Source organism: Variovorax sp. Soil_C_26 (assembly GCF_057657075.1).
The window spans coordinates 738733-753522 of the sequence record NZ_JBDGJC010000001.1 but is presented as its reverse complement, the minus strand read 5'-3'; the positions used below and the strand labels follow the sequence as shown (position 1 = coordinate 753522).

Below are 14790 nucleotides of genomic sequence, written 5' to 3'. Positions count from 1 at the left end.
CTCTCGGTTCAGCCGAAATGGCAGATGTAGCTGTAGGGCTCGCCAGTGACGCGGATCTGGAAGCTCGAGTTGCCGGGGATGCTGAACTTCTGGCCCGGGCCCGAAGCGATCCATTCGGTGGTGCCTGCCAACTGGTATTCGCAGCTGCCGGAAGTGCCTTCCATGATCTCGGCCGCGCCGGTGTTGAAGGTGAGGGTGGCGGGCAGGATCACGCCGACCGACTTTTGGGTGCCGTCCGCGAGCGTGAGGCTGTGGCTCACGCACTTGCCGTCGAAATACACATTGGCCTTGGTGGCCACTGCGGCGCTGTTGAGAGTGTCGGTAGTCGTCGTCATTGGATGGCGCCGGCGCAGGGGCGGTCGGCGTGGGGTCGAAGACGCGCCGCTGCGGCAGCGCACCCCCGGGGGTTGGAAAGTCCCCGATTTTAGGGCTTGCCCGGCGCCGACCCGCGCGGGCCGGGCGCCTCAGCGCCAGTGCCGATGGCGCCAGCCGCCGCGGTGGCCGCCCCAGCCGCGCGAATAGCCGAAATTCAGCGAAAGGCCGACCGGCGGGTAGGCATAGGGTTGCACATAGGGCTGTGCATACGGGTAGGCGTAGGCGGGTTGCACGTAGACCGGCGGGGCGTAGACCGGTGGCGCATAGACCGGAGCGGGCCGCGAGTACACGGGGGCGGGGGCCGGCGCATTGGAGACCACCACGCCGGGCTCGGGCACCACGTTGTCCCAGCGCGAGCCGTCGGCCCGGCGGTCCTGCGGCTCGTATTGCGGCTCGTACTGCTGGCTGTGGCCGGGGCTGTTGCCGGCTTCGACCGGGTAGGCTTGCAGCTGCGGTTGCGGCGCGACCGGCAAGGTGGTGACGCCATAGGCGTTGGCCTGGACCGGGATCGTGGCACCGGGCTGGCTGTCGGTGCGCGTGGTGTACTGGCGCCCGTTGTATTCGTAGGTGACGTTGTAGCTCACGTCGCTGCCGGTGGTCTCGCGGATCGGCGTGGCGGAAATCACGCGCGCCTGCACCACCTGCTGCTGTTGTTGCGCGTGCACCGCACCGGCCCCCAGGGCCAGCATGCCGAGCACCGAAACGCCCGCGAGGCTTCGAAAAACGTGTTTGTTCATGGTGTTCTCTCCTGCAGATCGGGTTGGAGGGCGGCGGTGGGGCGGGGTTCCCGGGTTTACGCGGCGTTCACAGCAGCCCAGGCTGCGGCGTCGAACCCCGTGGTAACGCCGTGTCGGCCGCCCCAGTTGACCACGGGCCGCTTGATCAGGCTCGGGTTGGCCAGCAGCACCGCGCGCGCCGATGCGGCATCGACCACCGCATTGCGCGTGGCGTCGTCTAGCTTGCGCCAGGTGGTGCCGCGGCGATTGACCAGGGCTTCCCAGCCGGGGCTCTGGAGCCATTGGTCGAGTTCGGCCTCGGGCACGCCCTGTTTCTTGAAATCGTGGAAGGTGTAAGCGATGCCGTTGTCAGCGAGCCAGGTGCGGGCACGCTTGACGGTGTCGCAGTTGGGAATGCCGTAGAGGATGGTCATGCCCGCGATGATGCCGCGAAAGCGCGGCCGCGGTTCGGCCGAGAAGACCCGGCCGCCCGCGCCTTTACCGGGTCGGCGACAATGCCGGCCTCCATGCAAACCCTCGAAGACTGGCTCGCGCGCGCCGAGCAACTCCATCCGAAGAACATCGAGCTCGGCCTCGACCGTGCCAAGGAAATGGCCACCCGCCTGGGCCTGCGCTTCGACTGCCCGGTCATCACCGTGGCCGGCACCAATGGCAAGGGCTCGACCTGCGCCATGCTCGAATCGATCCTCGGGCATGCGGGCTACCGCACGGCGGTGTTCACCTCGCCGCACCTGGTGCGGTTCGAGGAACGGCTGCGGCTCGCGGGCGAAGCCGTCGATGCTTCCAAACTGATAGCAAACTTCGAGGCCGTCGAGGCGGCGCGGGGCGAGATGGCCCTGACCTACTTCGAATTCACCACGCTCGGCATCCTGCGCTGCATGGCCGAGGAAAAGCCCGACGTCGCGATCCTCGAAGTGGGGCTCGGCGGCCGGCTCGACGCGGTCAACATCATCGACACCGACTGCGCGGTCATCACCAGCATCGACCTCGACCACATGGACTACCTCGGCCCCGACCGGGAGCGCATCGGTTTCGAGAAGGCCGGCATCATGCGCGCGGGCAAGCCCGCGATCGTGAGCGACCCGGTGCCGCCGCAGAGCGTGATCGACCACGCGGGCGCGGTCGGTGCACAACTGTGGCGCTTCGGGCACGACTTCAACGTCTCGGGCGACAAGCAGCAGTGGGGCTGGTCGGGCCGCGGCCGGCGCTACAGCGGGCTGGCCTATCCGGCGCTGCGCGGCGCCAACCAACTCCTCAATGCGGCGGGCGTGCTGGCGGCGCTCGAGGCGCTCAGGCCGCTCTTGCCGATCACGGCGCAGGCGGTTCGCAGCGGGCTCGCGATGGTTGAGCTGCCGGGACGCTTCCAGATCGTTCCGGGCGAACCGGCGCTGGTGCTCGACGTGGCGCACAACGCGCATGCCGTCGCAGCGCTGGCCGAGAACCTCGACGCGATGGGCTTCTATCCCACCACGCATGGCGTGTTCGGCGTGATGGCCGACAAGGACCTCGCACCCATCCTTGCGCGCATCGGGCCGCTGATCGACCGCTGGTATTTCACCGACCTGCCGACGCCGCGCGCCGCCAAGGCGGACGACCTGCTCGCGCGCTGGCAGGCGCAGAACACGCGCGCCGACGCCTCCGGCAGCGTGCACGCGGGGCCCATGGAGGCGCTGCGCGCGGCCATCGAGCAGGCCGACCCCGCTGATAGAATCGTGGTCTTCGGATCGTTCTTCACCGTGGGTGGCGTGCTCCAAAACGGCACCCCGCGGCTGCAGGCCAAACACCTGCTGCCCGGCGGCTGAAACGCCACAGCTCTGCTCCACGTCCGCACCATCCGGCATCACCCCGCTGCACTCCTCAGGGATCGAACTTCATGGCGTTTTTCAAGTTCCGCACGCGCGGCCCACAAGGCAACGAAGGGCGCAGCGCTCCGGCTGCAGCGCCTGCGGAAAGTGTCGAATCCATGCGTCGCCGCGCGCGGCATCGGCTCGTGGGCGCGGCGGTGCTGGTGCTGGTCGGTGTGATCGGGTTCCCGTTGCTGTTCGATACCCAACCGCGTCCGGTCGCGGTCGACATCCCGATCGAGATTCCCGACCGCAACAAGGTCAAGCCGCTGCCGGTGCCTGCCGCCCCGGCCGCCAACACCAGCAGCAACAACAGCAGCGGTGCGAGCGAGGGCGGCAGCCCGCGCGTCGCATCCGCGCCTGCGGCCGGCGGCATCATCACCGAGACGGCCGACGGGACCGTCATCGATCCGGGCAAGCCCGCTGCGAGCGCATCACCCACGCCGCCCGCTGCCGCCAATCCGGAACCGAAGCCCGAACCCAAACCCGAGCCGAAGCCCGAGCCAAAGCCCGAACCCAAGCCAGAGCCGAAACCGGAACCCAAGCCGGAACCCAAGCCGGAACCCAAGCCGGAGCCGAAGCCCGCCAAGCCGACCGCGGCCGAGGAGGCTGCCCGGGCGCGCGCCTTGCTCGAAGGCAAGCCCGCCGCCACGGCCGCCAAGCCGGCGGCAGCCGCCGACGATGCCGGCCGCTTCGTGGTGCAGGTGGGCGCATTCGCCGAGGCCGACAAGGCCCGCGACGTGCGGCAGAAGCTCGAGAAGGCAGGCCTCAAGACCTATGTGAGCGTGGCCAAGACCTCGGGCGGCGAGCGCACGCGCGTGCGCGTCGGCCCCTTTGCCTCGCGCGCAGAGGCCACCCGTGCGGCGGAGCGCGTCAAGGCCTTGTCTTTGCCGGCCGCCATCCTCACGTTGTAGAAGCCACAGTCCGCCACCGTGGCCTTGCTCGACTGGATCGCCGTCACGTTCGTCGTCGTGTCGATGTTGTTTGGCCTGGTGCGTGGCCTGGTGTTCGAGGTGATTTCGCTGGCGGGCTGGGTGGCCGCATTCATCGTCGCCCAGTGGCTGGCCTCCGATGTGGCGGCGTGGCTGCCGTTCGGCGACCCGCAGGCGACCTGGCGCTATCCGCTGGCGTTCGTGCTGGTGTTCGTGGCGGTGGCATTCGGCGTCGGGCTCGTGGCGGCGCTGACGCGAAAGTTGATTGCGGCGGTCGGGCTGCGGCCTGTGGACCGCATTCTGGGTGGGGCTTTCGGTGCGGCGCGCGGCGTGGTGGCCTTGCTCGTGCTGGCGGTCACTGTTCATTTGCTGGCGTTGAGCGACAGTGCCTGGTGGCGCGACTCGCTGAGCGCCAATGTTCTCGATGCGGCATTGCAGGGCCTGAAACCCGCGCTGCCTGAAAAGTTGGCAAGCTACCTGCCCTGAGAGGAATCGTTCATGTGTGGAATCGTCGGCGTTGTCAGCAACGCACCCGTCAACCAGCTGCTCTATGACGCCTTGCTGCTGCTGCAGCACCGCGGCCAGGACGCGGCGGGCATCGTCACCCTGCTCGAACGCAAGTTCTTCATGCACAAGGCCAAGGGCATGGTGCGCGACGTGTTCCGCACGCGCAACATGCGCGCGCTGCCGGGCGCGGTGGGCCTGGGCCAGGTGCGCTACCCGACCGCGGGCAATGCCTACAGCGAGGAAGAGGCCCAGCCCTTCTACGTGAATGCGCCGTTCGGCATCGTGCTGGTGCACAACGGCAACCTCACCAACGCCCACGCGCTGCGTGCGGAGCTGTTCTCGACCGACCACCGCCACACCAACACCGAGAGCGACTCCGAAGTGCTGCTCAACGTGCTGGCGCACGAACTCGAGCGCGCCTCGCGCGGCGTGCCGCTGAATCCGGCCGAAGTGTTCGCCGCAGTCAAGAACATGCACAAGCGCCTGCGCGGCTCGTACGCGGTGGTGTCGCTGATCGCAGGCCATGGCCTGCTCGCGTTTCGTGATCCGTACGGCATTCGTCCGCTCAGCATGGGCCGCAGCGCCGACGGCACGGTAATGGTGGCGAGCGAATCGGTCGCGCTCGAAGGTTCGGGCCACACGTTCGAGCGCAATATCGCGCCGGGCGAAGCCGTGTTCATCGACCTGCAGGGCAACGTGCACTCGATGCAGTGCGCCGAGGCGCCCACGCTCAACCCCTGCATCTTCGAGTTCGTGTACCTCGCACGGCCCGACTCGGTGCTCGACGGCATCTCGGTCTACCAGGCGCGCCTCAACCTCGGCGAGACGCTGGCCAAGCGCGTGGTGTCCACCGTGCCGCCGAACCAGATCGACGTGATCATCCCGATTCCGGAATCGAGCCGCCCGAGCGCCACGCAGCTCGCGCACCTGCTCGGCATTCCGTACCGCGAAGGCTTCGTGAAGAACCGCTACGTGGGCCGCACCTTCATCATGCCGGGGCAGGGCGTGCGCAAGAAGTCGGTGCGCCAGAAGCTCAACGTGATCGCGAGCGAGTTCAAGGGCCGCAACGTGCTGCTCGTCGACGACTCGATCGTGCGCGGCACCACGAGCCGCGAGATCGTGCAGATGGCACGCGACGCCGGCGCGCGCAAGGTCTACCTCGCCAGCGCCGCGCCGCCGGTGCGCTACCCCAACGTCTACGGCATCGACATGCCGACCAAGGACGAGCTCGTGGCGCACGACCGCACGGTCGAGGAGATCCGCGAGCTGATCGGCTGCGACGCGTTGATCTACCAGGACGTCGACGCGATGAAGCGCGCGGTCATGAAGGGTTCGCCGGGCACTGCCGGTTCGCCGGGCGTCGCGCTCGACGGCTTCGATGCCTCGTGCTTCGACGGCGTGTACGTGACGGGCGACATCGACACCGATGCCATCACGCGCATGAACGGCAACCGCCCACGCATCGAAGAGACCGAAGAAGATTCGTCGCGTCTCGCGCTTCCCAATCACAGCGAGTGAGGGCGTGAAATGACCGATGAGCGCCCCCTTCCGCCCGGGCTGCATCCCGACACGCTCGCGCTGCGCACCGGCCTGGCGCCGAGCCAGTACGGCGAGCATTCCGATGCGCTGTTCCTGACGAGCGGCTTCCTGCAGCCCGACGCCGAGACCTCCGCGCGCCGCTTTGCCGGCACGGAGCCCGGCTTCACGTATTCGCGCACGTCGAATCCCACGGTGACGAGCTTCGAGCGGCGCATCGCGGCGCTCGAGGGCACCGAGGCGGCCATCGGCGCATCCACCGGCATGGGCGCCATTCTCATGATGTGCATGGGCCTGCTCAAGGCTGGCGATCACGTCATCTGCTCACGCTCGGTGTTCGGCTCCACGCTGAACCTGTTCGGCAAGGAGTTCGCCAAGTTCGGCGTCGAGACCACCTTCGTCTCGCAGAGCGACGTGGCGCAATGGCGCGCGGCCCTGAAGCCGACCACCAAGCTCCTTTTCGCCGAGACCCCCACCAATCCATTGACCGAGGTCTGCGACATCCGCGCGCTGGCCGACGTGGCGCATGCCGCGGGGGCGCTGCTCGCGGTCGACAACTGTTTCTGTACGCCGATCCTCCAGCGACCGGCATCGCTCGGCGCCGACCTCATCATCCATTCGGGCACCAAGCACCTCGACGGCCAGGGCCGCGTGATGGCCGGCGCGATCTGCGGGCCGTCGAAGCTCATCGACGACGTATTCGGGCCTGTGGTGCGCACCGCCGGCATGGCGCTTGCGCCGTTCAACGCGTGGGTCGTTCTCAAGGGCATCGAGACGCTCGGCATCCGCATGAAGGCGCACTGCGCCAACGCGCTCGACGTGGCGCAGTGGCTCGAAAAGCAGCCCGGTGTTGCGCGCGTGTATTACCCGGGCCTTGCATCGCACCCGCAGCACGAACTCGCGATGCGTCAGCAGTCGGGGCTCGGCGGCGCGGTGGTGTCGTTCGACGTGGTCGGCGACACGCCCGAGACCGCGCGCGCCAATGCATTCCACGTGATGAACAGCACGCGCGTGGTGAGCCTTGCCACCAACCTCGGCGATGTGAAGACCATCGTCACCCATCCGGGGACCACCTCGCACGGACGCCTCACCGAAGTGCAGCGCCAGGCCGCCGGCATCGGTCAGGGCCTGATCCGCGTCGCCGTCGGTCTCGAGCACGTCGAGGACATCAAGGCCGACCTGGCACGCGGCCTCGGCACCCTGACGGGTTTCGCACAATCAACAACAACGACATGACCGCCAAAGTTCGCACCCGCATCGCTCCGTCGCCCACGGGCTTTCTTCACCTGGGCACCGCGCGCACGGCGCTCTATTCGTGGGCCTATGCGCGCCACCATGGCGGCGAGTTCGTGCTGCGCATCGAGGACACCGACGTGGCCCGTTCCACGCAGGATTCCACCGATCAGATCCTCGCGTCGATGCACTGGCTCGGCCTGGACTACGACGAGGGTCCGATCTACCAGATGCAGCGCCTCGAGCGCTACCGCGAAGTCGTCGCGCAGATGCTCGCGGCCGGCACGGCCTACCACTGCTACTGCACGCCGGCCGAGCTCGACGAGATGCGCGAAGCGCAGCGCGCGCGCGGCGAGAAGACGCTGTACGACCGCCGCTGGCGCCCGGAGCCCGGCAAGGTGCTGCCGCCCGTGCCCGAAGGCGTGCCGCCCGTGGTGCGCTTCTGCAACCCGCCCGAAGGCGACGTCAGCTGGAACGACCTCGTCAAGGGCGAGATCACCATCAACAACCGCGAGATCGACGACCTCATCATCCTGCGCCCCGACGGTGTGCCCACCTACAACTTCGCGGTGGTGGTCGACGATTGGGACATGAACATCACGCATGTGTTCCGCGGCGACGAGCACATCAACAACACGCCGTGGCAGATCAACATCTTCCGCGCGCTCGGCGCGCCGCTGCCGCAGTTCGGCCATGTGCCGGTGATCCTCGGCGATGACGGCCAGAAGCTCTCGAAGCGCCGCGGCGCGGTGAGCGTCACCGCCTACGAAGACAACGGCTACCTGCCCGAAGCCATGCTCAACTATCTGGCGCGCCTCGGCTGGAGCCATGGCGACGACGAGCTGTTCACGCGCGAGCAGATGGTGAGCTGGTTCGACGGCTCGCACCTCTCGAAGAGCCCGGCGCAGTGGGACGCGGCCAAGCTCGCCTGGGTGAATGCGCAATACATCAAGGCCAAGCCCGACGACGCGCTGGCGCCGCTGGTGGCCGCTCAATTGAAGAGCAAGCGCGGCATTGAAGCTGATGAGCGGCTTGTCGCCATCTGCGCGCTCTTCAAGGACCGCTGCGAAACCACCGTCGCGCTGGCCGACTGGACCGCGGCCTTCTATGCCGACGTGGCGCCGAGCGACGCCGACCGCGCGCAGCATGTCACCGACGCGGTGAAGCCCGCGCTCGCCACGTTGGCGGATAAGCTCGCAGCGCTCACCACGTGGGACAAGGCGGCGATCGCCGCGGCGATCAAGGAAACCCTGGCCGCGCATTCGCTCAAGATGCCTGTGTTGGCGATGCCGGTGCGCGTTCTCGTGATGGGCACACCGCAGACGCCGTCGCTCGATGCAGTGCTCACCATCTTTTCTCAAGAAAAAGTGATCGAGCGTTTGAAAGCGGCGTAAAACTCGGTCTATAATCTGAGGCTCGACAGCGACAACAAGGCAGTTCTGAAAAGAAAAGCCCGACGGTCAAGATGGGGGTATAGCTCAGCTGGGAGAGCGCTTGCATGGCATGCAAGAGGTCATCGGTTCGATCCCGTTTACCTCCACCATCAAAGTGTCGAGTAGGTTAGAAGTGCTGATCGCAGCACGTCCAAGGTTTTGACCCTATCGTCTAGAGGCCTAGGACACCACCCTTTCACGGTGGCTACCGGGGTTCGAATCCCCGTAGGGTCGCCAGTTTCACGCAAGTGAAGCCGGCACGAGTCGTCAACACTCGGTTCCGCAAGGAGCGAACGTTGTCTACCAGGAGTGGTAGTTCAGTTGGTTAGAATACCGGCCTGTCACGCCGGGGGTCGCGGGTTCGAGTCCCGTCCACTCCGCCAGATTCTCGTTAGAAATCAATGGGTTAGCAGCTTCGGTTGCTGGCCCATTAGTCTTTTTGGAATCTGATTTCGCGTCTTTGGAATATGCTGAGGAACGACCTCGCCGCAGTTCCTTCCGACTTTCACGGTCACGAAGTAGTCCGCGTGGTGGCTTTCGATCACCGTAGCAGCGTTGCAGTGGATGCCTCCTTGCGATGATCGGGCTGCGACATTGACCGGCTTCCCGCCGTTTGTGGCTGCCTCTGAAATGGCCCGGGCCAAGCGGCTGCCGAACTCGGCATCGTTCTCGATGAATGAAAGAGCGTCGTTCAGGACGACGACGGTTGTGTTGTACCCCATGGTTTCCTTTCAGCCCGCAGGCGTTGCTTTCTTGGTGGCTCGCCGGTCATAGACGCGCGCGATCATGGTTTCATTCGTGTGCAGGGTGGCGTTCGATGTGTCCGTATCCCCGCGCTCGAGCTTGTCGGTTACGCCTTTGGGCCGGCAGTCCTGCAGGCTGAAGTGCTGGAACTCGATGTCCATCGCCCGGGCTATTTCCTCCGACGCCGCCATGAGCGTCCCAAGCAGCTTCCCCCAGCCCGATTTCGTGTAGCGCTGCCCCTGCAGGTTGCCGAACAGCAGGAACGATCCGGCCAGATTGTTCCGCTTGATCGCCAGCACCTCGTCGATCGTCTCGCGGAGCTCGGGCGACCACTGAATCAGGCTCTTAGGCTTCGTCGGGTCTTTTGAGTCCGTCCAGAGAATCCCGGCCTCGGTGATGGCGTCCCGCGCCACCTTGCGCACCTCGAATGAGCGGCGCACGCACAGGAAAGCCGTCTTGAGCGCCAGCGCAATGATGTGGTACGGGCCGCCCATCTCCCGGCCGGTGGAGACCACGATGTTCATCTCGTCGTCGGTGACGTATCGCTTCGCCTCCTTGACCCGCTTGTTCTTCGTGATCCGGTCGAGTGGGTTGGTCTGGATCAGGTTCTTGCGGATCGCGTACTCGAGGATGAGACGGGCCAGCGCGATCTCCTTGTTCGCCTTCTCGGGCCGAGTGTGCTCATAGGCTTCGAGATAGTCGTAGCCCATCGTCCGGGTGATCTCGTTCACCTCGAAGTGCCCCCAGTCGGCCTTGAGCAGCTTGGCCTCGTTCTTGTTCTCGGCGATGGTGCTCGCCTTGCGCTTCTTCGCCGAGCCTTCAGGCAAGCCTTCTTGCCACTCGAACCACGCATCCACCAACCCGGCGAAGCCGCCTTCGGGCACGTCATCGACCACGCGCGCGGACTCGGCAATCGCGTTGCGGCGCAGCTTCTGGATCTGCGCGGCGTCGTCGACCGGGCAGCGATACCGGAACGCCCAGCGCCCGGACTTCATCTTGTAGCCGATGCTGTAGAGCCTTTTGCCGTAGCGCTCGTAGACGCGGAACGGCAAACCGTCAGGATTGTTGCGGGCGCGGATCATGCGGCCCTCAGGTTGGTGAGCCGAGCGACCTTGCGGGGCGGGGCAGCGGGCGCGTCGTCCTGGCCGCGCGTGACGGCCTCGTAGTGGGACCGCTCGAGGATCACCCCCTTGCGGCCGATGTAGGCCCGGTAGAAGCCGCGGCGGCGCAGAACCTCAAGCTGCATCGTGGACAGCTTGTAGCCAGTGATCGCCAGCAGTTCGTCTTCTGAAAGGATGATGCTCATCGCCCACCCCCATCTCCACCCTCAATGGCAGCGGCAATGTCGCCCTCACAGCGCTTGATCGCCTTCCCTGCGGCCTTGTGGCGCTTCTCGAAGATCGGCACGCTCTCGCCCATCATCACCAAGCCACCGTCAACTAGATCCCAGGCGTGGGTGTACATCGCGGAGAGATCCTTCAGCGCGGCCAGCAACTCGGCGCCCCGCTCGCGCTCCTGCTTCGCCGCCCGCTCCGTCGCGCCTTTGATTGCCTCGCGCATCTGGTCGGCGGTGAAGAGGGGCGCTGCGTGCCCGGCACGACGGCTGGTCCCGGGCCAAGCAAAGGCGCTGGCGTTTGATGGGTTGAACGGCTCGCAATAGGCAGCCGGCTCCGGCATCAGCGCCTCAAGCTCTGGGTGTAGTGTGCTCATGGCTGCTCCCTTGTTGTCTGTCGGGCTGCATCGATTGCGGCGTCGAGATAGCTGTCGCGGCGCAAGAGGCCGCCGCCTTCTTTGGAATAGGTCGGCCCGTACACGCAACCGTTGATGTTGTTCGGGTACTGACGCAGCCAGCGGTAGCGCTCCGCATCCGCCGTCAGCGCTGCAATCTCTGCCTGGGCGTCGGAGAGGCGGACGAGGGGGCCGGCAATGCTGCCGTCTTTACGGCTGGCAATGTCGCGCTCGGCGGTCTCGCGGGACTTCACGACAGATTCGCGAAAAACGCGCCCGCCCGTCACGAGATACGCCACCACCTCCAGCTCGGGCAGCTTCACTTCTTCTGTGGGGTTCGTCATGCGGTCTCCAGTTCAAGTTGTACGGGGACGCGCGCAGCAGATCGCGCGATTGCCAGCAGGACCCCACGGAACTCGGGCGGTGTGGCATTGCGGATGCGCGTCTTGTCCTTGCCGCCCACCATCGCCATGATTCCGATGCGTCGCGCCTTCTCGTAGCCGTGCAGTTCCAGCGCTCGCGGGTGGATGCGCTGCTCGGTCTTGCCCCAGCGCAGTTGCGGCAGGTCGGAAGGCTGCATGCCGCACGCCAGCAGCCATGTCGGCTTCCCCGCCAGATGCCCGTACTGCCCTTGGTAGACGCAGCAGGTCCAGAACCCATGGCCGGCGTACACCCATCCGCCAGTGCGCGGTGGCTTGTTCAGCTCAAACGCTGCCCATGCGTGAGAGTCGGCGGGATGCTCGAGCACGCCACCGAACCTGCGCAACGATGCGAAGGCAGCGGCGAAGCAGCCGCCGTCATCGCCCAGCTTGAACTGGTGTGGCTTGCGCGTGCTTCCGTGCCAGAACCGGCCCCAACGTTGGCAGGGCGGGTGCGCCACCACCGGATGCGGACCGGCATATCGGCGCGCGTCTCGGGCTTCATCCCAAGCATCCACGCCAGGCAGCCCGAAGTAGGCGCCGTCCGTTTCGACGTACAGCGCTGCGATCATCCCTCGCCTCCCTGTACGCCATCGACAGGCTGCGAGGCCTCCCCCTGATTTCCCGCTCCAGCCTGCGGGGGCGCGGCGTAGAGCTTCGTGCCGACAGGCGGCATCTTCCCTTTGCGCCAGGACACCTCTTTCTGCCCATCGAGCCCGCCGAAAGTCACTATCTCGGCCACCGCTTCCGAAGCTGGCGCAGCCTGCGGGGGCGCGGTCTGGAGGGCGGCGTCGATGGCCGAATCGAGCGTGCTGCCGAACACCCAGGCGTGGCCCTTTTTGTCGCGCACGGTGCACCATGGCCGCTCGCCGTTGCGATTTGGTTCGGCCTGCTCCCGCAACCAAAGATACCGGCGAGCGTTCACCGCTTCCGAAGCTGGCGCAGGCGCGCTGGGTGAGGCGGACGACAACAGGTCTTCGAGGTTCGGCCCAGGGAGCCTGCCTCGCAACTCGCGAACGACTTCCTCCAACTCAGCGACCTTCTCCTGCGACCAGCGCAGTCGCGTGCGTAGGCTGTCTTCCGTGGAGATAACGGGCGCAGGCGCTGCCACGGGAGCGGGCTGGGCAAGGGCGGCGATCAACGGGACGGAGTACACATCGCCTGCGTTCTCCCCGTATGCAGAAGTCCAATCCGCCTTGCACTTCGCGCTGACGCAATCGCCAGTCTCCGGGTTGAGCCATGCCATTACCTCGCTCGGGGCGGCCGGTGTAGCGGCGGGATGGGTGATGAGTCTGCCGCGCGCGATGATTTCGGAAGACGCAAGAGCTGCGCTGCGCAAAACCTTGTCTTCTTCGGAAGTGACGTTGCGCGCCGCTCCCTCTGCCTGCGGCTGCGTGGTCTGAGAGAGGGCGGCCCCCGCAGGGCAATTGCAGACGCCACGCCACTCGCCATCAAGGCCGTGAACGTCGCCGGTGCCGTCGCAGTATTCGCAGGGGCGCACCGCATCGCTCGGCACTGCTGGCACCACAGCGGGCGATTGACCGGCCGTGATGAGGTGGTCGCACTCTGCACGCTCGCGGTCATCGAGCGCGGCGTAGAGATCGCTTTGCAAGACGCGCATGGCGAGTGCATAGCCTCGCAGGCTGTCGTACTGGGCGCTCATGCTGGCTCTCCGGTAGCGATGGGGCTATACCGCGCGCGGGCACGGCACAACGTCACGGGCACCTTGTCTACGCAGGGCATCGGATGGCCGCACTGGCAGCGCTTCTGGTCAGCCGAACTGCGAAAGATGGGGGTGGTGCATTCGTCGGAATCAGCGATCACATCGAGCGCGCGGGGAGTGAGTTGGGCGGTGTTCATGGTGTAGCCTTCCCATCGAGGAGCAAATTGAGATGTCCAAGCCCACCCGAACCGCCGAGCAGTTGAAGCAGATGGTCTTGGAGCGCATTGAGGCGATACCGGACCTGCGCGGCCAGGTGACGGATGTGCACCGCGGCAACGTGGTCGGCACGGGCGGTGACGGGGAGGGCGGACCGAACTGGACGATCCCGATCCAGACCGACCGCGGCACTCACCGGCCGGACATCGCCAGAATCATTCGGCAACTGCAGATGCAGTACGAGCTCGACGACTACTAACATCACGCGACCTCCTGCGGGGCTTGCTGGAGCCGCTGGAGAGCCCACAGCGAAGCGGCGCGGTCTTTGGGGCTCGAGCCCGAGCCCTCGGCGATCGCCTTCCATTCCGCCACCTGCGCCAGCAGCGCGCACATGAAAGCAGCTTCCTTCTCTTCGAAGCCCGCGTCGTAGCTGCCGTCGAGCCACGAGTGGCAGCGCGAGCAGGCCCAGACCGAATAGCAGTCGTCGGCCTTCCGCCCGCGGCCCTTGCCGTGGATCAGCAGGTTCGAGTGCGCCGCCACCGTCGTGCTCGCGTCGAAGTTGCAGAGGCGCGTGCGCAGCAGGCACGGCCGGCCGCGGGCCATCGACAGCAGATGCGGGTTTCGCTGGGGCTCGGGCTTCTCCAGTGGCCTTGCCATGCCGCTGCAGTCCGCGAGCACCACCGGCCGCGTGAGTGGCGTTGGCGGCGGCGGCGGCATGTGCACCACCTGCAGCCGCTTGAAGCCGGAGCGCTTCATGCAACCATCCCGGCAGCCGCGACCACGGACGGAAGCCGCTCGATCTCGGCGCGCAGTTCGAAGTAGCGCTCGAGGAACGACTCTCGCCAGCCCTTCCATGAGATCGCCTCGCGCCAGGCCGCCCCGAGATCTACCCATTCGATCGGCTGCACCATGGAGCCCGTGTTGTCGCCCAGGATGCCCCATGGGCCGTTCTGGTTCGCGCGGTACGCGGTCAGGTCGCGCCGTTCCGTGGCGAGGGCGATCAGGTCGATGCGCTTGATCTGTTCGCGATGCGCGGCGAATGCGCTGATCAGGTTGAAGTGGCGGCGCACGGCCTTCGCGTGCTCGTCTTCGAACAACCCCCAGGCCTCCACGCCACCAGCGCCCATGCTGTACGCATTGACGGCGATCTTTGCCGGGCTGCTGAGGTCAGTGGTGTATGCCTCGTGCGCGTCGTGCATCAGCATGGCAAGCTGGAGGAATATCGGTGCGCCTTCGCGCCGCGCGATTTCGCTGCACAGCAGGCTGTGCTCGGCCACGCTGTAGGGGCGCGTGGTGGCGCCCGTGAAGCGGTTCACGAGCGCCAGGTGATGCGCGATGTCGCTGAGCGACACGGGACGGGCACCGAGGGCCAGTGAACCCGGGCCGGCAAGGTGGTATTCCGCCCCTGAGATGGTGATCATGT

General features: G+C 66.4%; 19 protein-coding genes and 3 tRNA genes. 10 read left to right on the top strand and 12 right to left on the bottom strand.

The features are described 5' to 3' along the window. Positions 1-8: 8 nt before the first annotated feature. The 3 genes from ppnP to AC3A6G_RS03625 form a co-directional block, all read right to left on the bottom strand. Positions 9-335 carry a pyrimidine/purine nucleoside phosphorylase gene (gene ppnP / locus AC3A6G_RS03635; protein WP_487864067.1) on the bottom strand — a complete coding sequence of 109 codons (327 nt, stop codon included), beginning with the start codon at positions 333-335 and terminating at the stop codon, positions 9-11. A 129-nt stretch (positions 336-464) separates the two neighbouring features. Continuing rightward, positions 465-1112 (bottom strand): hypothetical protein, encoded by a 648-nt coding sequence (locus AC3A6G_RS03630; protein WP_487858265.1) that lies wholly within the window; start codon positions 1110-1112, stop codon positions 465-467. Positions 1113-1168: 56 nt separating this feature from the next. Next, positions 1169-1525, bottom strand: a complete 357-nt coding sequence (locus tag AC3A6G_RS03625) for an ArsC family reductase (protein ID WP_487858264.1) — start codon at positions 1523-1525, stop codon at positions 1169-1171. An 81-nt stretch (positions 1526-1606) separates the two neighbouring features. On the opposite strand from AC3A6G_RS03625, the gene folC reads away from it, so the two are divergent. The 9 genes from folC (at position 1607) to AC3A6G_RS03580 (ending at position 8980) form a co-directional block, all read left to right on the top strand. Further along, positions 1607-2914 carry a bifunctional tetrahydrofolate synthase/dihydrofolate synthase gene (folC, locus tag AC3A6G_RS03620; RefSeq protein ID WP_487858263.1) on the top strand — a complete coding sequence of 436 codons (1308 nt, stop codon included), beginning with the start codon at positions 1607-1609 and terminating at the stop codon, positions 2912-2914. A 71-nt stretch (positions 2915-2985) separates the two neighbouring features. Further along, positions 2986-3870, top strand: a complete 885-nt coding sequence (locus AC3A6G_RS03615) for an SPOR domain-containing protein (protein WP_487873098.1) — start codon at positions 2986-2988, stop codon at positions 3868-3870. An 18-nt stretch (positions 3871-3888) separates the two neighbouring features. Beyond that, complete coding sequence (locus AC3A6G_RS03610; RefSeq protein WP_487858261.1) at positions 3889-4374, top strand: CvpA family protein; 486 nt, start codon at positions 3889-3891, stop codon at positions 4372-4374. Between the two features lie 12 nt (positions 4375-4386). Further along, a complete protein-coding gene (gene purF / locus AC3A6G_RS03605) occupies positions 4387-5913 on the top strand; it encodes an amidophosphoribosyltransferase (RefSeq protein ID WP_487858260.1) in 1527 nt (508 codons plus the stop codon). 9 nt (positions 5914-5922) lie between these two features. Next, a complete protein-coding gene (locus AC3A6G_RS03600) occupies positions 5923-7167 on the top strand; it encodes an O-succinylhomoserine sulfhydrylase (protein WP_487858259.1) in 1245 nt (414 codons plus the stop codon). After that, entirely contained in the window at positions 7164-8558 is a 1395-nt protein-coding gene (gene gltX / locus AC3A6G_RS03595; RefSeq protein ID WP_487873097.1) for a glutamate--tRNA ligase, read from the top strand. The genes AC3A6G_RS03600 and gltX overlap by 4 nt, the downstream gene beginning before the upstream one ends. 73 nt (positions 8559-8631) lie before the next feature. After that, positions 8632-8707 (top strand) — tRNA-Ala (locus AC3A6G_RS03590). A 51-nt stretch (positions 8708-8758) separates the two neighbouring features. Continuing rightward, positions 8759-8834, top strand: a tRNA-Glu gene (locus AC3A6G_RS03585). Between the two features lie 69 nt (positions 8835-8903). After that, positions 8904-8980, top strand: a tRNA-Asp gene (locus AC3A6G_RS03580). Positions 8981-8995: 15 nt separating this feature from the next. On the opposite strand, the gene AC3A6G_RS03575 is transcribed toward AC3A6G_RS03580, so the two are convergent. From AC3A6G_RS03575 to AC3A6G_RS03545, 7 genes are read right to left on the bottom strand one after another with little or no spacing between them, the layout of a single operon-like run. Then, the gene (locus AC3A6G_RS03575; protein ID WP_487873096.1) at positions 8996-9319 is read right to left on the bottom strand and encodes a hypothetical protein; all 324 of its coding nucleotides are present in this window, start codon (positions 9317-9319) and stop codon (positions 8996-8998) included. Between the two features lie 9 nt (positions 9320-9328). Further along, positions 9329-10423 (bottom strand): hypothetical protein, encoded by a 1095-nt coding sequence (locus tag AC3A6G_RS03570; RefSeq protein ID WP_487873095.1) that lies wholly within the window; start codon positions 10421-10423, stop codon positions 9329-9331. After that, the gene (locus tag AC3A6G_RS03565; protein ID WP_487873094.1) at positions 10420-10647 is read right to left on the bottom strand and encodes a DUF4224 domain-containing protein; all 228 of its coding nucleotides are present in this window, start codon (positions 10645-10647) and stop codon (positions 10420-10422) included. Before AC3A6G_RS03565 ends, AC3A6G_RS03570 begins: the two co-directional genes overlap by 4 nt. Next, the gene (locus AC3A6G_RS03560; protein ID WP_487873093.1) at positions 10644-11051 is read right to left on the bottom strand and encodes a hypothetical protein; all 408 of its coding nucleotides are present in this window, start codon (positions 11049-11051) and stop codon (positions 10644-10646) included. The genes AC3A6G_RS03565 and AC3A6G_RS03560 overlap by 4 nt, the downstream gene beginning before the upstream one ends. Further along, the gene (locus tag AC3A6G_RS03555) at positions 11048-11413 is read right to left on the bottom strand and encodes a hypothetical protein (protein ID WP_487873092.1); all 366 of its coding nucleotides are present in this window, start codon (positions 11411-11413) and stop codon (positions 11048-11050) included. The genes AC3A6G_RS03560 and AC3A6G_RS03555 overlap by 4 nt, the downstream gene beginning before the upstream one ends. Then, positions 11410-12060: a hypothetical protein gene (locus tag AC3A6G_RS03550; protein ID WP_487873091.1), complete on the bottom strand. Its 651-nt coding sequence runs from the start codon at positions 12058-12060 to the stop codon at positions 11410-11412. The genes AC3A6G_RS03555 and AC3A6G_RS03550 overlap by 4 nt, the downstream gene beginning before the upstream one ends. Continuing rightward, positions 12057-13151 carry a hypothetical protein gene (locus AC3A6G_RS03545; protein ID WP_487873090.1) on the bottom strand — a complete coding sequence of 365 codons (1095 nt, stop codon included), beginning with the start codon at positions 13149-13151 and terminating at the stop codon, positions 12057-12059. Before AC3A6G_RS03545 ends, AC3A6G_RS03550 begins: the two co-directional genes overlap by 4 nt. A gap of 229 nt (positions 13152-13380) precedes the next feature. Between AC3A6G_RS03545 and AC3A6G_RS03540 the strand changes: the two genes are divergently transcribed. Next, positions 13381-13626 carry a hypothetical protein gene (locus AC3A6G_RS03540; protein ID WP_487873089.1) on the top strand — a complete coding sequence of 82 codons (246 nt, stop codon included), beginning with the start codon at positions 13381-13383 and terminating at the stop codon, positions 13624-13626. A gap of 2 nt (positions 13627-13628) precedes the next feature. On the opposite strand, the gene AC3A6G_RS03535 is transcribed toward AC3A6G_RS03540, so the two are convergent. Next, a complete protein-coding gene (locus AC3A6G_RS03535) occupies positions 13629-14123 on the bottom strand; it encodes a nuclease domain-containing protein (protein ID WP_487873088.1) in 495 nt (164 codons plus the stop codon). Continuing rightward, positions 14120-14788 (bottom strand): hypothetical protein, encoded by a 669-nt coding sequence (locus AC3A6G_RS03530; RefSeq protein WP_487873254.1) that lies wholly within the window; start codon positions 14786-14788, stop codon positions 14120-14122. Before AC3A6G_RS03530 ends, AC3A6G_RS03535 begins: the two co-directional genes overlap by 4 nt. Between the last annotated feature and the right edge of the window lie 2 nt (positions 14789-14790).